A 24,886-nucleotide genomic window follows, 5' to 3' on the forward strand; every position below is an offset into this window, starting at 1 on the left:
TATGGCATTTGCTTTGCTCTGTTCCATCAAAATAAAACGATAATAAAACACTGGAACGCAGCAATGCATGATCACACACACGTGAGCAGTCACCCGGCGCAAGGTGGGGGAGGTCAACACCTACCTTGCGAACTTGGCTTAACGCAACTGCTCGAACAAAATCAGTCAGTCAATGGCCTAGCACGCGCCGCCGCTATTCAAAGCACGGTTGAGCTAGCCAATCTCATCCCACCCACCGTCAGTTACGAAAGCCAAGGCGATACGTTGATCATTGGCCCAACCGCCATTATCGAGAGCGCTGCCGAGCAGTTAACCATGATGGGCAGCGTCACTTTGCTCTCTACCGACGGAGAAGCGGGCACGCATCCATCCCTTTACTTTACTCGCAGCGTGCGAGTGAGTGGGTTTCTTGGTGCATTTGAGGTGATGATCGAGAGTAAAGGCGGCGAAAGCAATCTCGCTGCTGCAACACTGGGCCGCAGTCAATTCGATATTGTGCTTGATCTTTGCTTAAGCAGTTGCATGAGTGAAGAAGTGCCAGTGCCGGGTTATTACCCTGTAGGCCGAGGTTACCCCAAACTGACTCAAGCGCTTGAAGAGATCCCGACCTTAAAAGGCACCTTTGATAAGCCTAAATATTTTCGTCTCGATACCGACTTGTGCGCGCACAGCTCACGAGGAGTAAAAGGGTGTGAGCGCTGTGTCGATGCCTGCCCGGCAGGCGCACTTTCCAGCCAAGGGAGTGAGAAGACAGGGCATAAGATAGAGATTAATCCGTTTCTCTGCCAAGGGGTTGGCACCTGTGCAACCAGTTGCCCGACGGAAGCCATTCATTACGCGCTACCTAACCCAACACAAACGCAGACGTTTGTTGAGCGTCTATTGGCCAACTACCGCAAGCACAACGGCCAAGCGCCCGTCCTTTTATTTTGCAGTGAACGCCATGAAAGTTACAACGTCATGGCGCTTAAGCAGCTACCCGACAATGTTATTCCCGTCGAGTTGGAAGAGATCGCCAGCGTCGGTATCGATACGTGGTTTGCGGCATTGAACAACGGCGCTTGCCAAGTGTTGTTTGCCGTCAGTCAGCACATGCCGCAAACCATATTGCGCGTACTCAATAGTGAAATTGACACTGCTCAACGCTTTCTTGCACAGCTAGGAATTGAGACCTCGCGTATTGAGCTGCTCTATATCGAGTCACTACGCAGCACGACACCAACGTTGATTACCGAGCCGTTAAGCATCTCTCTGGGTGAGATCAGCGGCAACAAACGTCAGCGTCTGTTTAGCTGTTTAGATGCCCTCGCGCAGCACTACCCGCCAAGCCAGGTTATCGCTGATGTTCCTGCTCATGCGCCTTATGGTCAAGTGAAGTGTGACAGCACTAAGTGTACCTCTTGCATGAGCTGTGTGGCGGTGTGTCCTACTCGCGCTCTGCATACCAACGGTCAATCGCCCTCTTTGCAGTTTGTCGAGCAAGATTGCGTGCAGTGCGGCTTGTGTGAAAAAGCGTGTCCAGAGGGCGCGATTGAGTTAGAAGCGCGCATGAACTGGAATAAGCAAGAGAGAGAGAGCGTCAAAATCATTCACCAAGAACCGGCGGCCAAGTGTCTGCGCTGTGAAAAGCCGTTTGCTCCTCAATCTATGATAGACATGCTGCAATCCAAGTTACAGGGTCACTCACATTTCACCGATCAAGCAGCAATCAATCGTATTGCCATGTGTGAAGATTGTCGTGTCGTCGATATGTTTGAGTCGATGGCGAACGACCCGATGCAACAGCTCAACTATTAGGATTTCAAATGGAAACGACAATGGACCCTCATCCATCCCCGCGCGCAGAAGTGTATCTATTGATTGCAACCTTGCTGCGCCAGTGCCCCAATGAGCCGATGTTGAACTTTTTGCGAGAGTTAGAGACCGAGCCTGCGAACAACGACATGGTTAAGGCGTGGCAATCACTCAACAGCGCAGCAAAGCACGTCGAGCCAAGCCAACTTGAAGATGAGTTCTTTGAGCTTTTTATCGGTATTGGCCGAGGCGAAGTGGTGCCGTTTGCCTCTTGGCACCTCACAGGCTCATTGATGGAGAAACCGTTGGCAGAGCTGCGTCAGACGCTAGCCAAACTCGGATTCGAACGCGACAGCCATGTTAAAGAGCCCGAGGATCACCTCGCAGCATTGTGTGAAGTCATGGCGATGCTGGTTCCGCATGATGAAGTGACGCAGCAACAGTTTTTTAACGACCATATTGCGCCTTGGTTTCATCTGTTTACCGAGCAACTGAATGAAGCAAAGCACGCCCAGTTTTATCGGAGTGTCGCTCTATTGATAAGCGCTTTTCTCACTGTCGAGCAGGTGCGTTTTACGCGCTCGCCAGATCATCACACCAGTACACGAATTGAAGTTAAAGATGCCACCGAGTATGGACCGAGTTCTCTATAGAGATTTGGTCTGAACTCAGGAATAAGAGAGGGCACGACAACAGAGTGACTCTCTCAATACCAATAAGGTAAGGAAGCAAAATGAAAAACAAAAGTGAAGTGGATAATGGACGCCGCGACCTGCTTAAAGGCGTGGCCAGTGCCGCCGTTGTCGGTGCGGTTGTCGCCGGAACCAGTCAAGCCGTAGAGGCAAAAGAGAGCGGTGTTACAGCGAGCGAGCCAACCAAAGCTGGCTATCGTGAAACGCAGCACGTGCGCGATTACTACGACACGCTATAGGAGTGAAGACGATGAAACTAACCAAACGCTCCGATACGGTCAGCCAGCAAAATAATCCGCTGGGTATTTCTCGCCGCGCCTTTATGAAAAATAGCTCGCTCGCCGCAGGTGGTGCAGTGGCGGGCGCGTGTCTCTTCACCCCGGGAATGATGAAAAAAGCCGAAGCGAAAGCGGTTGATCCTGAGGCGAAAACCGAAGTAAAACGCACGATTTGTTCGCACTGCTCTGTGGGTTGCGGTATTTACGCCGAAGTACAAAACGGCGTATGGACAGGGCAAGAGCCAGCGTTCGATCACCCGTTTAACGCCGGCGGTCACTGCGCAAAAGGGGCAGCGCTGCGAGAGCACGGTCATGGTGAGCGCCGATTAAAGTACCCAATGAAGCTTGAAAATGGCAAATGGAAGAAGTTGTCATGGGAGCAAGCGATCAACGAAATTGGTGATCAGTGCTTGTCTATTAGAGAGCAGTCGGGCCCAGATTCGGTCTATTTCCTTGGCAGCGCCAAGCACAATAACGAACAAGCTTACATGTTCCGTAAAATGGCGTCTCTGTGGGGAACCAACAACGTCGACCACCAAGCGCGTATTTGTCACTCAACGACGGTCGCCGGTGTAGCCAATACTTGGGGCTACGGCGCGATGACCAACTCCTTCAATGATATGCACAACTGTAAGTCGATGCTGTTTATCGGCTCTAACCCAGCGGAAGCGCATCCTGTAGCGATGCAGCATATCCTAATCGCCAAAGAGAAGAACAACTGCAAGATTGTCGTCGCTGACCCGCGTAGAACGCGCACCGCAGCGAAGTCGGATCACTACGTTTCTCTGCGACCGGGCTCGGACGTTGCTTTTATTTGGGGCATCTTATGGCACGTGTTCGCTAATCAGTGGGAAGATAAAGAGTTCATTCGTCAACGCGTGTTTGGTATGGACGAAATCCGTCAGGAAGTCGCCAAATGGACGCCAGCCGAAGTCGAACGTGTGACGGGAGTCAGTGAAGCGGATGTTTATCAGACGGCGAAACTGCTCTCTGAAAATCGACCTGGCTGCGTGGTTTGGTGTATGGGCGGAACTCAACACACCACAGGTAACAACAACACTCGTGCTTACTGTGTATTAGAGCTGGCACTGGGTAATATGGGTAAATCTGGCGGCGGCGCTAACATTTTCCGCGGGCACGATAACGTGCAAGGTGCGACGGACCTTGGCGTTTTGTCGCACACTCTTCCCGGGTATTACGGTCTCGCTGATGGAGCATGGCAACATTGGGCGCGCGTATGGGATTTGGATTTTGACTGGGTGAAGAATCGCTTCGATCAAAACGAGTATCGCGGTCAGAAACCGATGAACAACATGGGGATCCCAGTATCACGCTGGATTGATGGTGTACTGGAAAACAAAGAGAACATCGAGCAAAACGACAACATTCGCGCCATGTTCTACTGGGGACACGCGGTCAACTCGCAAACCCGTGGCGTTGAGATGCGTCAGGCGATGAAAAAGCTCGACATGATGGTGATTGTCGATCCATACCCAACCGTCGCAGCCGTAATGAACGATCGCACCGATGGCGTCTATCTGCTGCCTGCCACAACGCAATTTGAGACCTATGGTAGCGTTACTGCGTCAAACCGCTCGATTCAGTGGCGCGATAAAGTGGTTGACCCCTTGTTCGAATCCAAACCGGATCATGAAATCATCTATTTATTGAGTCAGAAACTGGGTATTGCCGATCAACTGTTTAAACACATTCGAGTCGAAAACAATCAGCCTGTGATTGAAGACATCACGCGTGAATTCAACAAAGGGATGTGGACCATTGGCTACACAGGACAAAGCCCTGAGCGATTGAAGGCGCACCAACAAAACTGGCACACCTTCCACAAAACCACATTGGAAGCAGAAGGCGGCCCGATCCACGGTGAAACCTACGGACTCCCTTGGCCATGTTGGGGAACGCCAGAGATGAAGCACCCAGGCACACACATCCTATACGATACCTCCAAGCCAGTAGCACAAGGTGGCGGTAACTTCCGCGCCCGTTACGGGGTTGAATTTGAGGGCAAAAACCTTTTGGCAGAAGACAGCTATTCGAAAGGCTCTGAGATCCAAGATGGCTACCCTGAGTTCAGTGACAAGTTGCTGAAATCGCTCGGTTGGTGGGACGATCTCACGGAAGCTGAGAAAGCCGCCGCAGAGGGCAAAAACTGGAAAACCGATCTCTCTGGCAGCATTCAACGTGTGGCCATCGCCCACGGATGTATTCCATTTGGTAATGCGAAAGCACGAGCGATTGTCTGGACCTTCCCAGATCGCGTGCCGCTGCACCGCGAGCCACTTTACACACCTCGTCGTGATCTTGTTGCCGATTACCCAACTTGGGATGACAGTGAATCGATTTACCGATTGCCGACGCTCTACAAATCCATACAAGACCAAGATAAATCCGGTGAGTACCCGATTATTTTGACCTCTGGTCGCTTAGTCGAGTATGAAGGTGGCGGTGATGAAACGCGCTCAAACCCTTGGTTGGCAGAGCTGCAACAAGAGATGTTTGTTGAGGTGAACCCGAAAGACGCCAACGATCTCGGCTTTAAAGATGGCGATATGGTTTGGGTTGAAGGGGCTGAGAAAGGGCGAATCCATGTTAAAGCTATGGTAACGCGCCGAGTTCGCCCGGGTATGGCGTTCATTCCTTTCCACTTTGGCGGCAAGTTCCAAGGCGAAGATCTGCGTAGTCGTTACCCAGAAGGCTCTGATCCTTATGTGATTGGTGAGTCTGCCAACATTGCCACGACCTACGGTTATGACCCTGTGACGCAGATGCAGGAAACCAAAGTCACCCTCTGTAACATTCGTAAAGCGTAAGGAGTTACCCCATGGCTAGAATGAAATTCCTATGTGACACCAAACGCTGCATCGAATGTAACGGCTGTGTCACGGCATGTAAAAACGAAAACGATGACGCATTAGAGTGGGGCATACAGCGCCGCCGCGTTGTGACCCTCAATGATGGTGAACCGGGTGAAAACTCGATTTCGGTGGCGTGCATGCACTGTACCGATGCACCATGTATGGCAGTGTGTCCCGCCGATTGTTTTGAACACACTGAAGATGGCATCGTGCTGCACAACAAAGATCTCTGCATTGGTTGCGGCTACTGTTTGTTTGCTTGCCCATTTGGTGCACCGCAGTTTCCAAAACAGGAAGCGTTTGGTGAACGTGGCAAAATGGACAAATGCACCTTCTGTGCAGGCGGACCGGAAACAGAGCCAGGCTCGCCAGAAGAGCGTCAAAAGTACGGGGCTAACCGCATTGCGGAAGGTAAGTTGCCGATGTGTGCGTCATTGTGTTCAACCAAAGCACTGCTGGCGGGCGATGCAGAGAAAGTGTCTGATATTTTCCGCCAACGTGTGGTTGAACGGGGAGCAAAAGGGGCTGGTTGGACCGATGGTCATGATCTCGCCTTTGATGCCACTAAGAGCTGAGCACGGAGAGTAGAATGAGTTCTATTTTTAAACGTGTTTGGGTCACCATGCTGTCAGTAATGGCGGCATGGTGGGCCGTATCTCTGCCAGTGTACGCGGAGCAAGAGACAAACGTGGCACAAAGTGAGATGACCCAACTAGCCGGCGCCGATTATTGGCGCCAGGTGCGCGAAGGCGAGGCGGGGTATACAACCTCGCAGTTTCCTGAGCATGGCGTTCTGATCACTGCCCCAGGGCAAACCTGGTACATCCTCAAAGAAAAGTGGATGTCGCCCGCAGGCGCAGTGGCGATATTTGGCAGTATTGCGATGGTGACCTTGGTCTACTTAGTGATGGGGCCAATTAAGTTGAGTGCACCGCGTACAGGCAGAAAGATCAAACGCTGGTCGCGCCTAGACCGCGCACTCCACTGGAGTATGGCTTTTACCTTTCTGACATTGGCGTTTAGTGGCTTGATGTTGGTTTACGGCAAGCATTTTCTTAAGCCCTATATTCCGAGTGAGCTATGGGGCTGGGTGATCATCACTGCGAAGCAGTATCACAACTACATTGGCCCTATTTTTTATCTCTTGCTGCTGTGCATCCTCGTTAAGTGGTGGCGAAAGTCGGTGTTTAAAAAGGTGGATCTGGTTTGGTTCTTCAAGCTGGGCGGCATGGTGGGCAAACATAAAGGTAGCCATCCGTCCGCAGAGTTTTCAAATGCGGGGGAGAAGGCGCTGTTTTGGCTCTTGATCGTGGTGGGCACCGTGGTTGCGTTTAGCGGGTTGGTGTTGGATTTTCCAATATTCGGTCAAACTCGCCGCGATATGGAGCTTTCTAATCTCGTGCACGGCTTAGCGGCGCTGATTTTGATTTGTGGTTTTGTCTTCCACATCTATATCGGTCTGTTTGGTATGGAGGGCGCACTAGAGGGCATGGTCACGGGTGAAGTCGACGAAACTTGGGCGAAAGAGCACCATGACTTGTGGTACGAGGAAGTTATGACGAAAACGCCCGACGGTAACAAAGGAGATAAGCATGAACCAAACGCATAAAGGAATTTGGGTCGCCTATATCCTGAGTTGCTTCACTCCCTTTACCTGTTTGATTTCAGGGGTGATCGCCATCGTGTACGCGGGTTATCGACTCGATAAAGGTGAAGATGGACAGGTGGTGGATTCACACTACTATGGATTGATCAGAACGTTTTTCCTTAATTTGACCTATTTTGTGGTCTTGATCATCACCGTCGCGACATCCAATGGCTTGCTTAAAGGGGTGAACGACTACTGGTATAAAAGCCAGTGGATAGATTCGATTGCTCATGCGATTCCATACATCGGTTTTGCTTTGGGCTTAGTGGCCATTGCAGTGTGGTTTGTGCGTATGGCACAGGGCATGCGATTGCTTCGCCAGAATCAACCGTTTCACTTCTCCAAAGGGCCCAATCTCTAACGGTAACGTGGCATTCACATATATTGATAGCGCTCCAATATGGGGCGCTTTATTGATTTGGTGGATGCATTAAATTGGTGCGTTATCACCAAGTTGGTGCCATTGGTTTAAATCTCTCTAACTTTTAGTCGCTCTCCCTTCAAGCTTTAGAATTATTATCGACATAAAATCAATGCCTTATTTTTACTCTGACATATTGCTCAATACTGGCACAGATATTGTTTACTGGCTTTCCTGATTCATTTTTCACTAATTTGGTGAATAAAAAATAACCGACGCACATAAAAAGTGCGCTACATGGAGACAGACAATAATGAGCCTAGATGTAAGTCAGGTACACGGAGCCGTTCAAACCCTGACACAGAGTTCAGATACCCTTTTTTTGCTGCTGGGTGCCATCATGGTGTTTTTAATGCACGCGGGTTTTGCTTTTCTCGAAGTAGGGACGGTGCGCCACAAAAACCAAGTCAATGCACTGGTCAAGATTCTCGCTGATTTCGGCATTTCAGCCCTCGCTTACTTTTTCTTTGGTTACTGGCTTGCCTATGGCGCAAACTTCTTTGCCGATGCGCAGACCCTATCGCAAGGCAATGGTTATGAACTGGTGAAGTTCTTCTTCCTTCTCACCTTTGCGGCGGCCATACCAGCGATTGTCTCTGGCGGCATTGCTGAGCGTGCACGTTTCTATCCGGTACTGATTGCGACGTTTTTTACCGTCGGTTTGGTCTACCCAATCTTTGAAGGTATGATTTGGAACGGCAACTACGGCGTTCAAGCTTGGTTTGAAAATCAATTTGGTTATGGCTTCCATGACTTTGCAGGCTCTGTCGTTGTGCATGGCGTGGGCGGTTGGATAGCCTTGGTTGCCGTACTGTTTCTAGGTATGCGTAACGGCCGTATTCGCGCAGGTAAGCACACCAACTTCGCGCCTTCAAATATCCCATTTTTGGCACTCGGTGCATGGATTCTATGTGTCGGCTGGTTTGGTTTTAATGTGATGTCTGCGCAAACGCTGGAAGGCATCAGCGGCCTAGTGGCGATGAACTCACTGATGGCGATGGTCGGGGGTATTGTGGCGGCCTTGATTGCGGGTAAAAATGACCCTGGGTTTATCCACAATGGACCGCTTGCCGGTTTGGTTGCGGTGTGTGCCGGTTCAGATCTGATGCATCCGATTGGCGCGCTTGTTACTGGTGCGGTGGCTGGCGCACTGTTCGTTTACCTCTTTACCTATCTACAAAACAAAACCAAGATCGATGATGTACTCGGCGTGTGGCCTCTGCACGGCGTTTGTGGCGCGTGGGGTGGTATTGCGGCTGGAGTCTTTGGCCAAAGCGCACTCGGTGGCTTAGGCGGCGTGAGCTTGACGGTTCAAGTGCTTGGCACCATTGCTGGTATCGTGATTGCGGTCGTAGGCGCCATGCTTGTCTACGGCATCATCAATAGTGTGACCGGATTACGCTTGTCCGAGGAAGATGAGTTTAATGGCGCCGATTTGGCGATTCACAAGATCTCTTCAACCAACGAAGACTGATCAAAGCGCAGTATCCAACGAACTCGGGGCGCGATTAGGCGCCCCGTTTTTGATCATCCATCACAGAAACCACACCTCGTTTTAAACGCTTCGACTATGGTCTAATCCTTATTCCTATTGTTGTTATTGATGAAGTGCTAAGCTAACAGCAAAGGAAGAAAACCAATAAAGGAAGACCTATGAAGTTTCCGTACCGCAACGTCGTTGTATTGACTGGCGCAGGTATCTCCGCTGAATCTGGTATTAAGACCTTTCGCGCTCAAGATGGCCTTTGGGAAAACCACCGTATTGAAGATGTCGCAACGCCAGAAGGATTCGCGCGCAATCCAGACTTAGTACAAGAGTTTTACAATCAACGCCGTCTCAAACTCCAAGATGACTCGATTAAACCTAACGCCGCCCATCTCGCACTAGGTAGGCTAGAGCAGGAGTTGGAAGGCAGTGTCACCATCATCACGCAAAATATCGATAACTTACATGAGCGCGGTGGCAGTACCAATGTCATTCATATGCATGGCGAGCTACTGAAAGCGCGTTGCAGCGTCTCCAATCAAGTAGTCGATGAACAGGGGCCGATTCACACCGGTGATTTATGTCATTGCTGTCAAATCCCGTCACAGATGCGCCCCCACGTTGTGTGGTTTGGCGAAATGCCGCTGCGCATGGGTGACATCTATGAAGCGTTGGAAAAGTCGGATCTATTTATATCCATTGGCACTTCCGGTGTGGTGTATCCCGCTGCAGGATTTGTTCATGATGCAAGAATGCACGGTGCCCATTCGATTGAAATCAATCTAGAGCCAAGCGCTATCGAGAGTGAGTTTGAAGAAAAACGCTACGGTAAAGCAAGTATTGAGGTACCGAAACTCGTGGATGAGATTTTGTCGCTACAGACACCATCACGCAAACATGCATAACTGGCGCGACAGGAGCTGAAACACTGTTAACGTTTAAAGTGAGCAGTACATACAACAACGGCCACATTGCGTGGCCGTTTTACTTTGATACTCTTATCGACGATGGGTTATCGATACGAGTGAGTCATTCGTGGACTAGTTGTTCACTTTGAGTTTTTGGAAGTACTCATCGTAAAGCACGCTGGCTTCACCCACCTCATCTTGCCATGTGCCGCTTTCCATAACCTCTTGTGGTGGGAAGATGCTTGGATCGTTGGCAAAATCTTCGGGTAGCAAGTCGTGCGCGGTGGCGACGGGGGTCGGGTAGCCGATTTCAACGGCGATTTTCGCCGCGTTCTCAGGACGCAGTAGGAAATCGATCATCTTGTGCGCGGCTTCGATGTTTTTCGCTTCTGCTGGAATTGCTAAGCTGTCCATCCAAAAAATGGCGCCTTTCTCTGGCCAAATGATGTCGATGGATGCGCCTTCTTGACGAGCCATGTAGGCAGACCCATTCCAGAGCATACCCAGCGACACTTCACCGGCAAGGTAAGGGTTAGCGGGGAAGTCAGAGTTAAATACCAATACATTGGGCATTAGTTTTTTCAGCTCTTGATACGCCGCTTCAATTTCGTCAGGGTTGGTGGTGTTGGGTGAGTAACCGAGTTTGGTTAAGGCGATGTGGAACACCTCACGTGAATCGTCCATCAGCATCAGTTGGCCTTCCCACTTAGTATCCCAAAAGTCGTCCCACTTGGTGACGGTTGAGCGGTCTAGCATATCAGAGTTGATGCCAATCCCCGTCGCGCCCCAAATGTAGGGAATCGAGTAATTGTTGCTTGGGTCAAAAGGCTTGTTTAAGAAATTACTGTCGAGATCGGCAAAGTGCGACAATTGGGTCTTATCGATTTGTTGAAGCATGCCTTCCTTGCGCATCTTCGACACAAAATAGGTAGACGGTACTACGAGGTCATAACCTGAACCTTGAGTCTTTAACTTGGCGTACATGCTTTCGTTAGACTCGTAGGTTGAGTAGATCACTTTGATCCCAGTTTCTTTTGTAAAGTCTTCAAGAACTTCAGACGGAATGTATTCCGACCAGTTGTAGAAATAGAGTTCTTGATCAGCAGCCATAGCAGGGGAAGCGATAAGTGTCGCTGCGCACAAGGCGCTTGCATAGAATTTACTTTTCATTGTATTTCCGTTTTTTGGTGCGCCATCAAGATCCATCGTTCCTGACGTATCTTATTGATAGTGCAGTGAGTAATAATATTTATCTACAAGATAAACCATACGCGAAAAGTATATCAGCCAAACAAAAAAATAGGCAGCATCCGCTACCTATTTTGTTCTTTTCGTCTGTTAACCGGTTATTGACCCGCTTTCAACTTCATAAAGTAATCTTCGTACTTAACCGTCATGTCACCAACCGCATCTTGCCATTCCACTCGGTCAAGATCCTCTTGCGATGGGAAGAGCGGCGCCACATCTTTAAACTTGGCATTAGACTCCGCTACAGCGGTTAAGTAACCGGTATCACGCGAGATTTGTTCTGCGATTTCAGGGCGTAGTAAGAAATCGATCATCTTGTGCGCAGCTTCTACGTTTTTCGCGCCGGAAGAGATAGCAAAGTTATCGACCCAACCAATGCCTCCTTCTTTTGGAAAGACCAGTTTAAGGTTGAGACCTTCATTTTGCGCGGCGGCAGCACTGCCATTCCACAACATGCCGACACCCACTTCGCCCGATAAGTAAGGCGCTGCTGGGTTGTCTGAGTTAAAGACTAAGACGTTTGGCATGAGCTTTTGCAGCTCAGCGTACGCTTGGTCGATTTGCTCTGGGTCAGTGGTATTGCCTGAGTAACCCAGTTTACGTAAAGCGATATGGAACACCTCACGCGTGTCATCCATCAACATGACTTGACCTTGCAAATCCGGGTTCCATAGGTCTGCCCAGCTGGTAAAGTCGTTGGTATCGTACATGTCTTCATTTACGGCGAGACCTGTGATCGCTACTACGTGGGGAATCGAGTATTCGTTGTTTAGATCATAAGGTTTGTTGAGGTAGTTTTTGTCCAAGTTAGCAAAATTCAACAGCTTGCTCTTATCGATTTTCTGCAACATACCTTCGTCACGCATTTTTGCGACGAAGTAGGTCGAAGGGACGACTAAATCGTAGCCTTGGTTGTGCGTTTTTAGCTTGGCATAGAGTGTTTCATTCGACTCATACGTCGAGTAAATCACTTTAATGCCGGTTTCACTGGTGAACTGCTCAAGCAAACTGCTGTTAATGTACGGCCCCCAGTTCATAAACACTAATTCTTTGTCTTCTGCACGCGTTTGCGCTGAAAAGAGAGAGAACATGCATGCACTTGCCGTAATTAAAGTTGCCCATTTTTTCATTGACGTTAGCTCCAAACCAAACGTACAGGCCAGCAACACTGGCCATTATCGATACAAAACAGGACGGCGAGTGCCGTCCCGTACAAAGTCACGGGTATCAGTCTACCTTCTCGCGAGCAATCAGTTGCGAGAGGATAACCAGTGTCAACGACACCACCAACATGACGGTTGCAAGAGCATTCACCTCTGGTGAAATGCCCACCTTCACCATTGAATAGATCTTCAATGGTAGAATTTCATAAGTCGGCCCTGTGACAAAGGAGCTGATGATCACATCGTCCAGTGATAGTGTGAAGCTCAGCAGCCAACCGGCAGCGACCGCAGGCTTCGCCAAGGGTAAGATGATTCTGCTTAAAATCGTCCACTCACTCGCGCCCAGATCTTTTGCTGCCTCAAGCATTTTTACATCAAACCCGTTTAAGCGGCTGTATACCGTCACAACCACGAAAGGCAGACAGAAGGTAATGTGGGCGATCAACAAAGTGAAAAAGCCCAGTTGCGCGCCTAGCACCAAGAATAGGGCAAGCAGCGAAATCGCCATCACGATATCCGGTGACATCATGACAACAAACAGCATGCCATTAACCGCGTTTTTGCCCTTGAAGTTATAGCGAAATAGCGCTACCGCAGTTAGGCTACCAATCACGGTGGCGGCAGTAGCGGAAAATACCGCCACGTTGATCGAGTGCCACGCAGCTTGCATTAGGCTGTCATTGTTGACCAAGGTTTCGTACCACTTGGTGGTAAAACCATCCCACTTCATGCCGAATTTATTGGCATTGAATGAGTTAACGATCAGCACGATGATAGGCAGGTACAAAAAGCCGTACACGACGCTCATAAAGCTAAATCTAACTGTTTTTCCCATCAGCTTAGCTCCACTTTCTTATTCAAGAGTTTTCCTGCTCGATAGTAGGCGTACAACATCACCGCCATCGCAATGGTCAATGCGATACTGGTTGCCGCGCCGAATGGCCAATCACGTGCATTGAGCACTTGGCTTTTGATCACGTTACCAATGAGCAAGTTCTTCGCACCACCGAGCAAATCGGAGATATAGAACATGCCGAGCGCAGGCAGCAGAACCAATAAGCAACCACCAATAATGCCAGGCATGGTCAATGGTAAGGTGACACGCGTGAAGATTTGCAGTTTGTTGGCACCGAGATCTTTCGCCGCCTCAATGTAAGTATCGTCCAATTTTTCAATAGCCGAATACAACGGCAGAATCATAAACGGAAGCAAGATGTAGACAAGGCCAATCATCACGGCGCTTTCGGTGTACATAATGCGTAGTGGCTTATCGATAAGTTCCAGTGCCATCAATGATTTGTTTAAAATCCCCTGAGTACCTAAGACAATTTTTAGCCCGTAAGTCCGAATCAGCGAGTTGGTCCAAAAAGGAACAATGACCAAAAACAGCATGATAGGGCGCCACTTGGCCGGCATCTTTGCCACGATGTAGGCAAAAGGGTAGCCAATCACCAAGCAGATCAAGGTGGCGACGATAGCCATATAGAACGAATGCCACAGTACTTTGGCGTACAGTGGGTCGAATAGGCGCGCGTAGTTGTCTAAAGTAAAGGTCAGATCGATGAGATTCGCTTCGTCACGCGTAAGGAAACTCGTACCAATGATCATCAGGTTGGGTAACAGGACAAATAGTGTTAACCAGCCGACAATCAGCGTGATGATCGCATTTTGAAGATTAAACTTCGACGCTTTCATTGAGCACCACCTCCCAGCTCTCCACCCAAGTGATGGCAACTTTTTGACCGAGAGAGTGATCAACATCCGGGTCATCTTCATTGAAGAATTCACTCACCATGACGCGCATACCTGATTCAAGTTCTATCACGGAGTCGAGCGTCATCCCTTTATAGGTACGCTCGGTGACGTGACCAACGATGCCACGCTGCTCGGACTCTTTGATCTCTTCGATACGTAAGTCTTCAGGGCGTAGCATCACTTGTAGCTTGTCGCCGGCTTGAGCTTCACCTTCGAAGTAAACAACGCTATCGACGCCTTCAATTTCGGCGCGCACACGTTTGTCGTCCAAACACTCGATCATGGTGGCATGAAAGACGTTAATTTCACCGATAAAACGCGCAACGAATAGGTTCTTCGGCTCTTCGTAAATCTCACGTGGGGAGCCATCTTGCTCAATGACGCCATCGCGCATCACGATAATGCGGTCTGACATCGATAGCGCTTCCTCTTGGTCATGGGTGACAAAGATGAAGGTGATGCCCAGTTTGCGCTGAAGCTGCTTAAGCTCAATTTGCATCTGCTTGCGCAGTTTGTAGTCCAGCGCTGACAACGATTCGTCTAACAGCAATACCTTGGGTTTGTTGACCACCGCGCGTGCAATGGCGATACGCTGCTGCTGGCCACCGGAAAGCTGGTGAGGCTTGCGTTGCGCCATCTCTTCTAGACGGACCATGCGCAGCGCTTCAAGGACTCGGGGTTCGATGTCTTGGCTCGGCACTTTTTGCATACGCAAACCAAACGCGACGTTCTCAAACACCGTCATGTGCGGGAAGAGGGCATAACTCTGGAAAACAGTATTGACGTGTCGCTGCTCAGCAGGAACATGAGTCATAGTTTGACCATCAAGAATGATGTCACCGTTATCTGCAGACTCGAAGCCCGCAATCATACGTAATACAGTTGTTTTACCACAGCCTGAAGGGCCTAAAATGGTCAAAAACTCACCGTGATTTACATCGAGATTTAGGTGACCGATGATTTCTTTACCATCGAAGCTTTTACTGATGCCGGCTAAGCGTATAACCGGTTGTTCTGCTGTATTTTTGCTGTTCAACGTCTGTATTTCTCCTACTTAAACAGAACCATAGCGTTGTACCTAGCCATCACTATGGGTATTGATTCATTTCCCTAATGAGAAAGCGCATAAAATAACGTGAAGTTAGAGGCGCGAATCATAATCACCAAAATCGTGAAATCAAAGCAATTTATCAGCCTCCAAGTGAAAAAATTTTTATGAAGTCTGACCTGTATGTTTGTTAACGAAACTAGTCCCCGTTATCTAACGTGGGTGGACGAGACTACGACCCGTGATTTGTTCAACCTGTTGCCCACTTTAAAACACAAAAAGTTCAAATATCAATCAAATCGTTGATAAAACTGGCAACAATGACGGTTCTGATTTTAGAGTGCGAGATGTTTCAGTATAATGATGCTAATTTTTTCTCTAAAAGTGAGTGTGCCAGCGTAACATGGCAGGCAGACCAGTGATGGAATTCCAATGAAGAGTGAGTTTGAAAAAGACTTCAACCTTGGCGGCAGTATCGAGCGCGCCTTATCCGGAAATTACGAGCTGAAGGTCGTGGATGTGCTCAAAGAAGCGGGCCAGCACACCATGAAACATTTCGTCTCTTTCTCTCCGGCGATCATCGCCTTGATTGCGTTGCAACTGGCGATTTTTTATATCGCTCTAAAATTGCAACTGGGTAATCCTTCTATCATCTTCGATGCGATTTTAGGTACCGCAGAGTTCGACCCCAGTATTTTCAGTGCGATTATGGTCGCCAACTTTAGTTACGAAGTGATCAGTGCACCGATTTATGCCGGGATCAGCTTAATGGCGATGAGTCATGCGGCTGGACTCTCAACCAAGCCCCGCCACATGCTCAAAGGGCTACAACATACCATTCCAGTTATTATGGCGACACTGTTTAGCCTGCTCCTTCAAGGCGTGGCCGGAATGATTCTGCCCTTTGTTTCTATGTATTTGTCGCTGGCGTTTAGCAACTCTATGCTCCTTATCTGTGAGAAGCGTGTACCGCCCATGCAATCGCTGCTGTTGTCGCTGCGCGCCGTTAATAAGAAGTTTTTCCCACTAGTGGGTTTGTATTCCGTCGTAACGGTGCTGTTTATCGTCGGTGTGATGTTCTACGGAATCGGCCTCATTTTTGTGCTGCCGTTTTTCTTCCACGTCAAAGGCATCGTGTACCGCAATATGTTTGGTATTAAGCTAAAAATTGTCACCAAAGAACAACCTACAGATGAGAATGATGATGACAACGACCCACAAATTTTCAATGCGTAAGACGGAACTACTTGTTTTAGTGATCGCAGCTCTGGTTGCCAGTTGCAGTTACTACCAGTACGAGAAACAGGATCAAGAAGAGGCGGTGAGCGTTTCCTATTCTCAAGCGAAGAAAGTCGGTAAAGCGCCAGATTTTACTCGCTTTGATGATGTCTCCGAGAAAAAACAGGCGTTCTTCGACTACCTACGCCCGGGTATCGAGTTGGAAAACCAGAGAGTCAAAAAAGAGCGTTCGCGTTTAGACATCATTCAACGTCGTTTTCAAAAGGGTCAGTTAACAGCCAAAGATCGTCAATACGCCTCTGAGTTGGGTGAACGTTACAACGTCCAGCTTCCAGAAGGCGGCATTGATCAAGCTTGGCTTGAGACTATGTTGCATCGCGTCGATGTATTGCCGGAATCTCTGGTGTTGGTTCAAGCCGCCAATGAGTCAGCTTGGGGCACGTCGCGTTTCGCCCGCAAGGCAAACAACTACTTTGGTCAATGGTGTTACTCCGAAGGGTGCGGTGTGGTACCGCTAAAGCGGGGCGATGATATGAGCCATGAAGTTGCCAAGTTTAAATCGGTCCAGCAGTCCATTCATGGCTATTTTATGAATGTGAATCGTAATCACGCGTATGAAGACTTGCGTGAGATCCGTTACCAACGACATGTAAAAGATAAAAGTCTTACCGACACTGAAGCAGCTATCGCTTTAACTAATGGCTTGCTGCGCTATTCTGAGCGCGGTGAGGACTATGTCAAAGACATCAAGACGATGATCATGCACAATCAGGACTTCTGGGAAGATAACCTGACAAAACAATAAGTAACGATAATGACTCGATTAAAGTTAGCCCTAGGACTTGGGTTTGCAGCGGCAATGGCGTGCACGCCCGTCGCCGCGCAAGAATACATGTTTACCTACACCAAGCTTTACACGCACATGAAGCAAAACGCCAAAGAGGGGCATGAAGACGTTAAAATCGGCTTCTTTTTTCTCAATGCCGATACGAAGCGGAATTGCGTGATTGAGAAAGCATGGATGGAAAAAGAGCAGCACTACGAAGAGCTCAAGTCCTCTCAGTACCATGAGCTTTTGGTACCACTCGATAACAATCTGCGTTCTGCGAATCCATTAGTCTTCGTGCGCACCCCGCAAGATCAGCGCTGTGATTTCTCTATGGTCGTCATGACCAAACAGCCCATGGAAGGAGAGGTCTCTTACCAAGAGGTTGAGGTACTCCTTCCTCAAATGCATGCCATGCTTGTTGATCTCGGCGGGATGTTCGCTAGCTGGTTCACGCCAGATGTCGAAGGTATCACGTTGGAGTTTCCCAACGATCTCAATGGTGTGATTCAGTTCTCCAATGGCTCAGAGAAAGCGATTGTGGCTGGCAAAGTACAAGTGGCGTTAAGTGAGATTGGTGAGGGGGGCAAGATGACGCTTCCGACCCAAACTGCGCGAGTGTTGCCATACTTACCCAAGGCAAAATAGCCATCTGCTCGTCTTTACCTAAACGTAATAAGGGCCGCATCTGCGGCCCTTATTCTTTATGACGAATAAACCTGACTACAAGTTGGTCACATTGAGCTGAAGGCTAGGATCGAACTCTTGTACACGATCGTCTTCATCAAGCTCTGGAGTCGGGATTTCTTCTTTATCGAAGCCAATATCTCCACCGTTGATGACACCAGAGTCTTTATCAACGGATTTAAAATCGAACAGTTCAAAGTCAGCCAAGTGGCTAGGTACCACATTTTGCATAGCGCGGAACATGCTTTCGATTCGACCAGGGAAGCGTTTGTCCCACTCATTAAGCATCTGTTTGATGTTCTGGCGCTGCAAGTTTGGCTGTGAACCGCACAAGTTACACGGGATAATTGGATAGCCGCGCAAATCTGCATACTTGATGATGTCTTTTTCACGGCAGTACGCCAGCGGACGAATCACCACGTGTTCACCGTTATCCGACACCAATTTAGGTGGCATGCCTTTCATTTTTCCGCCGTGGAACATATTCAAAAAGAGTGTTTCGAGAATGTCATCACGGTGGTGGCCAAGGGCAATCTTGGTTGCGCCCAACTCTTTTGCAGTGCGATACAAGATACCACGACGCAAACGTGAACAGAGTGAACAGGTCGTCTTGCCTTCAGGGATCTTATCTTGAACGATAGAGTATGTATCCTCTTCGACAATTTTGTATTCGACACCAAGTGACTCTAAATACTCTGGCAGGATGTGTGCAGGGAAGCCAGGCTGTTTTTGATCAAGGTTGACCGCAATCAATTGGAAATTGATTGGCGCACTCTTTTGTAAACTCATCAAAATATCAAGCATAGTAAAGCTGTCCTTGCCGCCGGATAAGCAAACCATAATGCGATCACCGTCTTCAATCATATTGAAGTCTTGGATGGCTTGGCCGGTGTTGCGGCGGATACGCTTTTGCAGCTTATTAAAGTTGTATTGTTGAGCTTTAGTTAGCTCTTGAGTTTGCTCAGTCATCAGCTTGCAGTCTTAATCAATCATGAATCCAAATGAAGTGCGTATGATACGGATAAATCACTCAGATGCCAGCGTTAGCGCAGAAAATAATTTATCGGCTTGAGGTCCAAACCGCGGTCTTTTGAGAGGAAAGAAAATAGCCTCACCAAAGGGTGAGGCTATTGAAGGAGAACAAGTCCATTAGATTGCTGTTTTAGGATCGAGTGGGCTGATATAACCAGCGGGTTTCAGGGCGAGTACATCGCAATTGATCTTATCAATCACATGTTCAGCGGTATTCCCGATAAACACGGCTGAGAGTCCGGTGCGTCCAGTGGTACCGATAATCACCATAGCGGCATTCTCTTTGATAGCGGCGTCTGGGATAACGTCCTCTGGCAAACCTTGCTCCACAATGGTTTGCTCTTCATCAAAACCATGTTTTTGTCTCAGTGCTTTCATCGCTGTTAAGTGGTGGCCGCGAACAGCATCGGTATAGGTGGTCGGGTCAAACTCTGGTAACTCAATAGTAATGTTGGCCGGTGTGACTGGATAAGCGTTAACAAGCAGCGGACGTGCGCCTAATCGCTCAGACAAACTCTTTAGCTGCTCAACCATTTCATCGTTTAACCCAATGTGTGTGTCATTTTCTGAACCTACGTGCACGGAGGCGAGAATACTTGCGTCCTCTGGCCATGTTTCGTTTTTAACCAGCAACACAGGAGAAGGGCATTTACGCAGCAAATGCCAATCGGTTGGGGTGAAAATCACCGACTCTAAGACATCATGCTTGCGTGTACCTTTAATAACGATGTCGTGTTCACCAGAAAAGACTTCGGCGATAATCGCTTCATATGGACGGTTGTGCCACACCACTTTGACTTCAAACTCCACGTTGTCATTCAAATAGGGCTGTGCGACTTTTTGCATCCATTGCTCGCGTTGACCGATCACACCTCGGCGCATTGCATCTCTTTCATCAGAAGAGAGCATTGAGGTCATGTCATAAGAGAAGTCATAGATAGAGAGAAAGAACGTCACTCGACTCGGTGAACGGCTCTGCGCGGCAAGCTGCATCGCTCTGGAAAGGGCGGGTTGTTCTTCTTTATTGATATCGGCAACCACTAAAATCTTATTGTAAATACTCATAATTACTCCTTGGAGTAGAGTTGGGCTATAAGATTAATGTAGCTTACTTTTGAGGAGAGTATTAGGAAAACAATGCGGAAAGTAGAAGAAGTATGATGTAGCTCAGAATAGAGCTACATCATTGAACTGATTACGATTCTTTTGAAACGCCCGCCAGATCCATCAGCGCATCGTGGTCGATGATGGTGATGTATTTCCCTTTCACGCTGAGAATTTCAGACTTTTGGAAACGGCCTAACAAACGCGAGATTGTCTCTACCGTCAATCCGAGATAGTTACCAATATCACCACGAGTCATGGTTAAACGGAACTCACGAGGGCTAAAGCCGCGCTGCGAAAAACGAGTTGAAAGGTTGTATAGGAAAGCAGCGAGACGCTCTTCTGCGTTCTTCTTTGAGAGCAGGAGAATCATGTCTTGGTCGCCTTTGATTTCATTACTCATCAGGCGCATGATTTGCTGACGCAACTTAGGCATTTTACCTGAAAGGTCGTCCAAGATTTCGTAAGGGATCTCACACACCATCGACGTCTCAAGCGCTTGAGCGAAACTTGGGTGACAATCACCAGTAATCGCATCAAAGCCTACAAGGTCACCGGCTAGGTGAAAGGCTGTAATTTGTTCATCGCCTTGCTCGGTAATGGTGTAGCTCTTAATGGTTCCTGAACGAATTGCGTAAAGAGATTTAAGCTCATCACCCGCTTTAAATAGCTCTTGGCCTTTCTGGATAGGCTTCTTTCGTTCGATAATTTGGTCAAGCTGGTCAAGTTCGGACTCGTTCAAAGTGAACGGAATACAAAGCTGACTGATACTACAGTCCTGACAGTGAATCGCACAACCACCGGACTGAATTCGCTTTGTTGCAGGCTTTTCAGAAATCATAACAACCTTTCACTATTTGATATACATCAATATTTTAGCACCCATTAGCGGCAAAAGGTAGCGGAAAAAAATGTATAAAAACAGGTATCTATAAACTAATTAATAAAATCGATATTGCATCATATCCGGTAAAAATGCCGTAGATTAACAGCATAAACGCAACAATTTGACGAAATACTGAAGAATTTTGAATCCGCTTAAGCGCCTCAGCCCCCATGCCAACCGCCAGCATCGCGGGTAGGGTTCCCAGCCCAAACATCAACATGACTAAGGCGCCGTTTAGCGCGCTGCCAGACACCGCAGACCACGTCAATGTGGAGTAGACAAGTCCGCAGGGTAGCCATCCCCAGACCATGCCAAACGGAAGGGCGTGCAAGGGGGATTGTAAAGGCAGTAGGGATTTGCCCGCTGGAGAGATAAAACGCCAAAGCTGCTGACCCAGCTTTTCAATATGCAGCAGTCCGTGCCACCATTTTCCGATGTAACACGCCAGCAAAATCATGAAAAGTGCCGCCAGCAAACGAAGCCATATCAAGACACTATTTATTTGGCTCAGTTTGCTCAACGACGCCACTGCGCCGCCGACGATGGCTCCAAGCAGTGCGTAACTGATTAATCGACCAAGATTGTAATAAACGGGCGTCCAGCGAGAGGGCGAGGTTTGCCCGATGGTGAGCATTGAGGCGATACCACCACACATCCCCATACAATGTCCGGCCCCGACAAGACCGATAACAAACGCGCCGAACCAATCAATCATCATGGCTCACGTTTCTTTTGCTCAGACTCATCTTCGTCAAACAGAATGTTGTGACCTTGACGCTCGAGATCTTCAAACTGCTCGCTTTTCACTGCCCACAGAAACACCGCTACGGCAACACAAACCAGTACGATGGCAATAGGGATTAAGATATACAAGCTTTCCATTTACTTACCCTGTTCTTTGAGCAAACGCAGAGAGTTCGATACTACAATAATTGAGCTTGCAGACATACCAACCACAGCAAAATAAGGCGCGACCAAGCCGGCAACAGCGAGTGGCAAAATCAATACGTTATAGCCCAGTGACCACGCGAGGTTTTCACGGATGATTTTTCGAGTTTGCAGCGCGAGTTTGCGTGCATCAAGGATTCGTTCCAAGTGATCACCAAGCAACACCATGTCCGCTGAGGCTTTGGCAACATCGGCACCACCACCCATGGCGACAGACAGATGCGCGCCGGCGAGAGTAGGGGCATCGTTAATGCCATCCCCGATCATCATGGTGACGTCATTCGCATCAACGTGGTTTAAGAATTCGAGCTTGTCTTGAGGCTTGGCTCCTGCGACTACATCCTCAATCCCAATTTGCTCGGCGACCAATGTCGCGTTGGTGTGGGAATCACCCGTTAGCAGCGTCACTTTGATGCCCGCTTGCTGAAACTGCTCAATAAACGGCTTGGCGTCCTTACGAATCGGGTCGTGATATTCAAAGGTGGCCACTAGCTCGTTATTCAGTGATAAGTAAATGCAGTTAGGTGAGGGACTCGCCCCTTCACCAATCACAAACGAGGCACTGCCTATTTTCGCAATCGCACCATCAATCGAACCGGTTACACCAGAACCAATTACGTTCTCGATGTCTTGAATCTCCAGGCTCTGAACCGCATAAGGCTTAAACGCACGGGCCAGAGGATGATTGGCGTGGGACTCCAATGCTGCGGCCATAGAGAGCGCTTCTTCACGAGTGATATCTCCATGGAGCGTCACGTGACGAATTTCAATGTCACCATGCGTTAAGGTACCGGTTTTATCGATGATCAAATGGTTCACTTTACACAGCGTTTCGAACACGTGGCTTTTGCGCAGAAGTATGCCGAAATTGCCCATGCGAGATGTCGCGCAGGTCAACGCCGTTGGTGTCGCGAGAGAGAGAGCGCAAGGACAGGTCGCGACCAATACTGACAACATGATCCAGAATGCATCGTCTGGGTTTGCTTGGTGCCAAAAGAACCAGGTAACCGCAGCAATCACCAAAATAATCGCGACAAAATAGCGCGCAACGACGTCGGCTATCTCGGCGATTTTGGGTTTCGCAAGCTGTGCTTCATCTTGCAGGCGTACAATTTTCGAGATCATCGAGTCCGCTTTGCTGGATGTCACCTCAAGTTCAAACGCTTCCTCGCCGTTGAGGGTACCGGCGTACACATAATCCTCGACATTTTTCACTACAGGAACGGATTCGCCCGTTAACATCGACTCATCGATGTGGACTCGGCCTTTGATGATCTTGCCATCGGCAGGAATGTGCTCACCGGGTAACACGCGGATTTGATCGCCGAGTTTTAGGCTTCTGACGGCAATTTGGTCACCTTGAACCGTGGTGGCCATTGCAGGTATTAATTTAAGCAGGTTTCCACTTGCAGCGGCGGCTTTGCGTCTTGCGCGCATTTCAAGAAAGCGGCCAACCAAAAGGAAAAACGCAAACATCGAAATGGATTCAAAGAAAACTTCACCTTGCTCTGTAATGGTCGCCACCAAACTGGCAAAGTAGGCAAAAATCATCGCCAAAGAGACGGGGACATCCATGCCGAGAGTTTTACTGCGTAAGCTACGCCATGCATTTAGGTAAAAGGGCAGCGCCGAGTAGAGCATAACCGGTGTGGCAAAAATAAGGCTTACCCAGCGAAAGTAGTGTTTAAACTCGGGTTCTAGATCGCCAAACACTTCAAGGTAGAGCGCCACTGCCAACATCATGACTTGCATGGTCGCAAGGCCAGCTATACCTAACCGATAGAGGTACTGCTTCATTTGCTGATGGTAAGCCGCTTCTTGCTGGTCAGCTTCAAATGGCGCAGCTTTGTAACCCAATTGATGAATCGACGAGAGAAGATCGCTGAGTCGAGTTTTGCTTTTATCCCACGCGAGTATCGCACGATTGGTCGTGGTGTTGACACGAATAGACAAAACGCCAGATTGGGTCGAAACTTGTTTCTCAATCAGCCAAGCACAAGCCGCACAAGAGACACCATCGAGTGACAATGTCACCTCTGCATGTTCTTCATTGGTTCTGACAAACTCCGATTGAACCTCTTCGTTGTCATAGTGAATGAGTGCCTTGAGCTGCTCGGGAACCAGTTCGACTTTTTCTGCAGGCGCTGTTCGGTATTGATAGTAGGACGCGAGCCCACTATCAATAATCGTTTGGGCGACCGTCTCACACCCTGGGCAACACATATCGCGAGATTCACCGAGGATCTCCACCTTATAATCCGTGTTGTCTGGTACATCTTCACCACAGTGGTAACACGATTTACACATAGCTACGCTTACATCAATTAATTGGAAAGAGGGATGGCCATCTCAGAAGGGAATGTCACGCGGCCTTGAATCAACCATTGTGCATCATGAGGGGTCAGTTCGATAAACCAGGGGCCTTGCAGCGCATCGTCAAGCTCAAAGCGATATTGACCTTTGGCGTCAGACGTCAGTAATCGGCTAAAATCGCGATCAGGCAGTGTGCGATGGGCAAACATCGCGGTGATAGCGGGGAAGTGATCGAGAGTGCCTTTATCAAACGTGATGACGATAGCGTTTTCGTCAGAGACGACTTGAGCGCTCAGTCCTAACTCTTTTGCAACGTTAATCTTTGAAATATCAACGTTGATCCCTTTTCCTTTTTTATAGTAATCCTCAGTAACCAGATCGACCGAGTTCTGAGTGAAAATAACGACCGTTATAATAGTCCATACCACCACGATCGATGGAAGGATGATTAGAAACCACGGCCAAAACTGCTTATACCAAGGCTTTTCCATAAAAAAGTTCTCAATTTATAAAATGAAATCAGGGCTTTAACTGTAA

At 48.6% G+C, this 24,886-nt stretch carries 24 protein-coding genes; 12 read left to right on the forward strand and 12 right to left on the reverse strand.

What is annotated here, in order from left to right; translation table 11 throughout:
* Nucleotides 1-63: 63 nt before the first annotated feature.
* The 9 genes from AC6R10_RS12620 (at nt 64) to cobB (ending at nt 10,097) form a co-directional block, all read left to right on the forward strand.
* Nucleotides 64-1,797 (forward strand): 4Fe-4S dicluster domain-containing protein, encoded by a 1,734-nt coding sequence (locus tag AC6R10_RS12620; protein WP_500672440.1) that lies wholly within the window; start codon nt 64-66, stop codon nt 1,795-1,797.
* A gap of 8 nt (nt 1,798-1,805) precedes the next feature.
* On the forward strand, nt 1,806-2,447 hold the full coding sequence (locus AC6R10_RS12625) for a TorD/DmsD family molecular chaperone (protein ID WP_500672441.1): 642 nt from the start codon (nt 1,806-1,808) through the stop codon (nt 2,445-2,447).
* Nucleotides 2,448-2,527: 80 nt separating this feature from the next.
* The gene (locus tag AC6R10_RS12630) at nt 2,528-2,725 is read left to right on the forward strand and encodes a twin-arginine translocation signal domain-containing protein (RefSeq protein WP_334555339.1); all 198 of its coding nucleotides are present in this window, start codon (nt 2,528-2,530) and stop codon (nt 2,723-2,725) included.
* Between the two features lie 11 nt (nt 2,726-2,736).
* Nucleotides 2,737-5,592 carry a formate dehydrogenase subunit alpha gene (locus tag AC6R10_RS12635; protein WP_500672442.1) on the forward strand — a complete coding sequence of 952 codons (2,856 nt, stop codon included), beginning with the start codon at nt 2,737-2,739 and terminating at the stop codon, nt 5,590-5,592.
* 11 nt (nt 5,593-5,603) lie between these two features.
* Nucleotides 5,604-6,212, forward strand: coding sequence for a formate dehydrogenase FDH3 subunit beta (gene fdh3B / locus AC6R10_RS12640; protein ID WP_334555341.1), 609 nt, complete (start codon nt 5,604-5,606; stop codon nt 6,210-6,212).
* A 14-nt stretch (nt 6,213-6,226) separates the two neighbouring features.
* Nucleotides 6,227-7,246: a formate dehydrogenase subunit gamma gene (locus AC6R10_RS12645; RefSeq protein ID WP_500672443.1), complete on the forward strand. Its 1,020-nt coding sequence runs from the start codon at nt 6,227-6,229 to the stop codon at nt 7,244-7,246.
* Nucleotides 7,230-7,646 carry a hypothetical protein gene (locus AC6R10_RS12650; protein WP_487901953.1) on the forward strand — a complete coding sequence of 139 codons (417 nt, stop codon included), beginning with the start codon at nt 7,230-7,232 and terminating at the stop codon, nt 7,644-7,646. The genes AC6R10_RS12645 and AC6R10_RS12650 overlap by 17 nt, the downstream gene beginning before the upstream one ends.
* A gap of 313 nt (nt 7,647-7,959) precedes the next feature.
* Nucleotides 7,960-9,180, forward strand: a complete 1,221-nt coding sequence (locus AC6R10_RS12655; RefSeq protein WP_500672444.1) for an ammonium transporter — start codon at nt 7,960-7,962, stop codon at nt 9,178-9,180.
* Between the two features lie 179 nt (nt 9,181-9,359).
* On the forward strand, nt 9,360-10,097 hold the full coding sequence (cobB, locus tag AC6R10_RS12660; RefSeq protein WP_334555345.1) for a Sir2 family NAD+-dependent deacetylase: 738 nt from the start codon (nt 9,360-9,362) through the stop codon (nt 10,095-10,097).
* 135 nt (nt 10,098-10,232) lie between these two features.
* Here the strand turns inward: cobB and AC6R10_RS12665 are convergent, their stop codons facing one another.
* The 5 genes from AC6R10_RS12665 to potA all read right to left on the reverse strand — a co-directional run bounded on the left by AC6R10_RS12665 (nt 10,233) and on the right by potA (nt 15,311).
* Nucleotides 10,233-11,270, reverse strand: a complete 1,038-nt coding sequence (locus AC6R10_RS12665) for an extracellular solute-binding protein (protein WP_500627724.1) — start codon at nt 11,268-11,270, stop codon at nt 10,233-10,235.
* A gap of 176 nt (nt 11,271-11,446) precedes the next feature.
* Complete coding sequence (locus AC6R10_RS12670) at nt 11,447-12,478, reverse strand: extracellular solute-binding protein (RefSeq protein ID WP_500672445.1); 1,032 nt, start codon at nt 12,476-12,478, stop codon at nt 11,447-11,449.
* 97 nt (nt 12,479-12,575) lie between these two features.
* Nucleotides 12,576-13,346 carry a spermidine/putrescine ABC transporter permease PotC gene (gene potC, locus AC6R10_RS12675; protein WP_500672446.1) on the reverse strand — a complete coding sequence of 257 codons (771 nt, stop codon included), beginning with the start codon at nt 13,344-13,346 and terminating at the stop codon, nt 12,576-12,578.
* Entirely contained in the window at nt 13,346-14,206 is an 861-nt protein-coding gene (potB, locus tag AC6R10_RS12680) for a spermidine/putrescine ABC transporter permease PotB (RefSeq protein WP_334555349.1), read from the reverse strand. The genes potC and potB overlap by 1 nt, the downstream gene beginning before the upstream one ends.
* The gene (gene potA / locus AC6R10_RS12685; protein ID WP_500672476.1) at nt 14,187-15,311 is read right to left on the reverse strand and encodes a spermidine/putrescine ABC transporter ATP-binding protein PotA; all 1,125 of its coding nucleotides are present in this window, start codon (nt 15,309-15,311) and stop codon (nt 14,187-14,189) included. Before potA ends, potB begins: the two co-directional genes overlap by 20 nt.
* A gap of 435 nt (nt 15,312-15,746) precedes the next feature.
* On the opposite strand from potA, the gene AC6R10_RS12690 reads away from it, so the two are divergent.
* From AC6R10_RS12690 to AC6R10_RS12700, 3 genes are read left to right on the forward strand one after another with little or no spacing between them, the layout of a single operon-like run.
* On the forward strand, nt 15,747-16,550 hold the full coding sequence (locus AC6R10_RS12690; protein WP_500672447.1) for a hypothetical protein: 804 nt from the start codon (nt 15,747-15,749) through the stop codon (nt 16,548-16,550).
* The gene (locus AC6R10_RS12695) at nt 16,543-17,358 is read left to right on the forward strand and encodes a glucosaminidase domain-containing protein (RefSeq protein ID WP_500672448.1); all 816 of its coding nucleotides are present in this window, start codon (nt 16,543-16,545) and stop codon (nt 17,356-17,358) included. The genes AC6R10_RS12690 and AC6R10_RS12695 overlap by 8 nt, the downstream gene beginning before the upstream one ends.
* Nucleotides 17,359-17,367: 9 nt before the next feature.
* Nucleotides 17,368-18,027, forward strand: coding sequence for a DUF2987 domain-containing protein (locus AC6R10_RS12700; RefSeq protein ID WP_500672449.1), 660 nt, complete (start codon nt 17,368-17,370; stop codon nt 18,025-18,027).
* A 75-nt stretch (nt 18,028-18,102) separates the two neighbouring features.
* On the opposite strand, the gene ttcA is transcribed toward AC6R10_RS12700, so the two are convergent.
* The 7 genes from ttcA to AC6R10_RS12735 form a co-directional block, all read right to left on the reverse strand.
* Complete coding sequence (gene ttcA / locus AC6R10_RS12705; RefSeq protein ID WP_500628126.1) at nt 18,103-19,035, reverse strand: tRNA 2-thiocytidine(32) synthetase TtcA; 933 nt, start codon at nt 19,033-19,035, stop codon at nt 18,103-18,105.
* A 180-nt stretch (nt 19,036-19,215) separates the two neighbouring features.
* On the reverse strand, nt 19,216-20,163 hold the full coding sequence (gene uspE / locus AC6R10_RS12710; protein WP_334555353.1) for a universal stress protein UspE: 948 nt from the start codon (nt 20,161-20,163) through the stop codon (nt 19,216-19,218).
* 130 nt (nt 20,164-20,293) lie between these two features.
* A complete protein-coding gene (gene fnr / locus AC6R10_RS12715; protein WP_334555354.1) occupies nt 20,294-21,043 on the reverse strand; it encodes a fumarate/nitrate reduction transcriptional regulator Fnr in 750 nt (249 codons plus the stop codon).
* Nucleotides 21,044-21,131: 88 nt separating this feature from the next.
* The gene (locus AC6R10_RS12720; protein ID WP_500672450.1) at nt 21,132-21,806 is read right to left on the reverse strand and encodes a sulfite exporter TauE/SafE family protein; all 675 of its coding nucleotides are present in this window, start codon (nt 21,804-21,806) and stop codon (nt 21,132-21,134) included.
* A complete protein-coding gene (ccoS, locus tag AC6R10_RS12725) occupies nt 21,803-21,970 on the reverse strand; it encodes a cbb3-type cytochrome oxidase assembly protein CcoS (RefSeq protein WP_334555356.1) in 168 nt (55 codons plus the stop codon). Before ccoS ends, AC6R10_RS12720 begins: the two co-directional genes overlap by 4 nt.
* Nucleotides 21,971-24,343 (reverse strand): heavy metal translocating P-type ATPase, encoded by a 2,373-nt coding sequence (locus AC6R10_RS12730; protein ID WP_500672451.1) that lies wholly within the window; start codon nt 24,341-24,343, stop codon nt 21,971-21,973.
* 17 nt (nt 24,344-24,360) lie between these two features.
* Entirely contained in the window at nt 24,361-24,840 is a 480-nt protein-coding gene (locus AC6R10_RS12735) for a FixH family protein (protein WP_500672452.1), read from the reverse strand.
* Between the last annotated feature and the right edge of the window lie 46 nt (nt 24,841-24,886).

The organism is Vibrio sp. R12-SG2-ISO1 (assembly GCF_059834045.1).

Bases quoted from the DNA above. Each gene is read 5' to 3' on its own strand.
- AC6R10_RS12620 (WP_500672440.1), top strand. From the start codon at position 64: ATGCATGATCACACACACGTGAGCAGTCACCCGGCGCAAGGTGGGGGA.
- AC6R10_RS12625 (WP_500672441.1), top strand. From the start codon at position 1,806: ATGGAAACGACAATGGACCCTCATCCATCCCCGCGCGCAGAAGTGTAT.
- AC6R10_RS12630 (WP_334555339.1), top strand. From the start codon at position 2,528: ATGAAAAACAAAAGTGAAGTGGATAATGGACGCCGCGACCTGCTTAAA.
- AC6R10_RS12635 (WP_500672442.1), top strand. From the start codon at position 2,737: ATGAAACTAACCAAACGCTCCGATACGGTCAGCCAGCAAAATAATCCG.
- fdh3B (WP_334555341.1), top strand. From the start codon at position 5,604: ATGGCTAGAATGAAATTCCTATGTGACACCAAACGCTGCATCGAATGT.
- AC6R10_RS12645 (WP_500672443.1), top strand. From the start codon at position 6,227: ATGAGTTCTATTTTTAAACGTGTTTGGGTCACCATGCTGTCAGTAATG.
- AC6R10_RS12650 (WP_487901953.1), top strand. From the start codon at position 7,230: ATGAACCAAACGCATAAAGGAATTTGGGTCGCCTATATCCTGAGTTGC.
- AC6R10_RS12655 (WP_500672444.1), top strand. From the start codon at position 7,960: ATGAGCCTAGATGTAAGTCAGGTACACGGAGCCGTTCAAACCCTGACA.
- cobB (WP_334555345.1), top strand. From the start codon at position 9,360: ATGAAGTTTCCGTACCGCAACGTCGTTGTATTGACTGGCGCAGGTATC.
- AC6R10_RS12665 (WP_500627724.1), bottom strand. From the start codon at position 11,270: ATGAAAAGTAAATTCTATGCAAGCGCCTTGTGCGCAGCGACACTTATC.
- AC6R10_RS12670 (WP_500672445.1), bottom strand. From the start codon at position 12,478: ATGAAAAAATGGGCAACTTTAATTACGGCAAGTGCATGCATGTTCTCT.
- potC (WP_500672446.1), bottom strand. From the start codon at position 13,346: ATGGGAAAAACAGTTAGATTTAGCTTTATGAGCGTCGTGTACGGCTTT.
- potB (WP_334555349.1), bottom strand. From the start codon at position 14,206: ATGAAAGCGTCGAAGTTTAATCTTCAAAATGCGATCATCACGCTGATT.
- AC6R10_RS12690 (WP_500672447.1), top strand. From the start codon at position 15,747: ATGAAGAGTGAGTTTGAAAAAGACTTCAACCTTGGCGGCAGTATCGAG.
- AC6R10_RS12695 (WP_500672448.1), top strand. From the start codon at position 16,543: ATGCGTAAGACGGAACTACTTGTTTTAGTGATCGCAGCTCTGGTTGCC.
- AC6R10_RS12700 (WP_500672449.1), top strand. From the start codon at position 17,368: ATGACTCGATTAAAGTTAGCCCTAGGACTTGGGTTTGCAGCGGCAATG.
- ttcA (WP_500628126.1), bottom strand. From the start codon at position 19,035: ATGACTGAGCAAACTCAAGAGCTAACTAAAGCTCAACAATACAACTTT.
- uspE (WP_334555353.1), bottom strand. From the start codon at position 20,163: ATGAGTATTTACAATAAGATTTTAGTGGTTGCCGATATCAATAAAGAA.
- fnr (WP_334555354.1), bottom strand. From the start codon at position 21,043: ATGATTTCTGAAAAGCCTGCAACAAAGCGAATTCAGTCCGGTGGTTGT.
- AC6R10_RS12720 (WP_500672450.1), bottom strand. From the start codon at position 21,806: ATGATGATTGATTGGTTCGGCGCGTTTGTTATCGGTCTTGTCGGGGCC.
- ccoS (WP_334555356.1), bottom strand. From the start codon at position 21,970: ATGGAAAGCTTGTATATCTTAATCCCTATTGCCATCGTACTGGTTTGT.
- AC6R10_RS12730 (WP_500672451.1), bottom strand. From the start codon at position 24,343: ATGTGTAAATCGTGTTACCACTGTGGTGAAGATGTACCAGACAACACG.
- AC6R10_RS12735 (WP_500672452.1), bottom strand. From the start codon at position 24,840: ATGGAAAAGCCTTGGTATAAGCAGTTTTGGCCGTGGTTTCTAATCATC.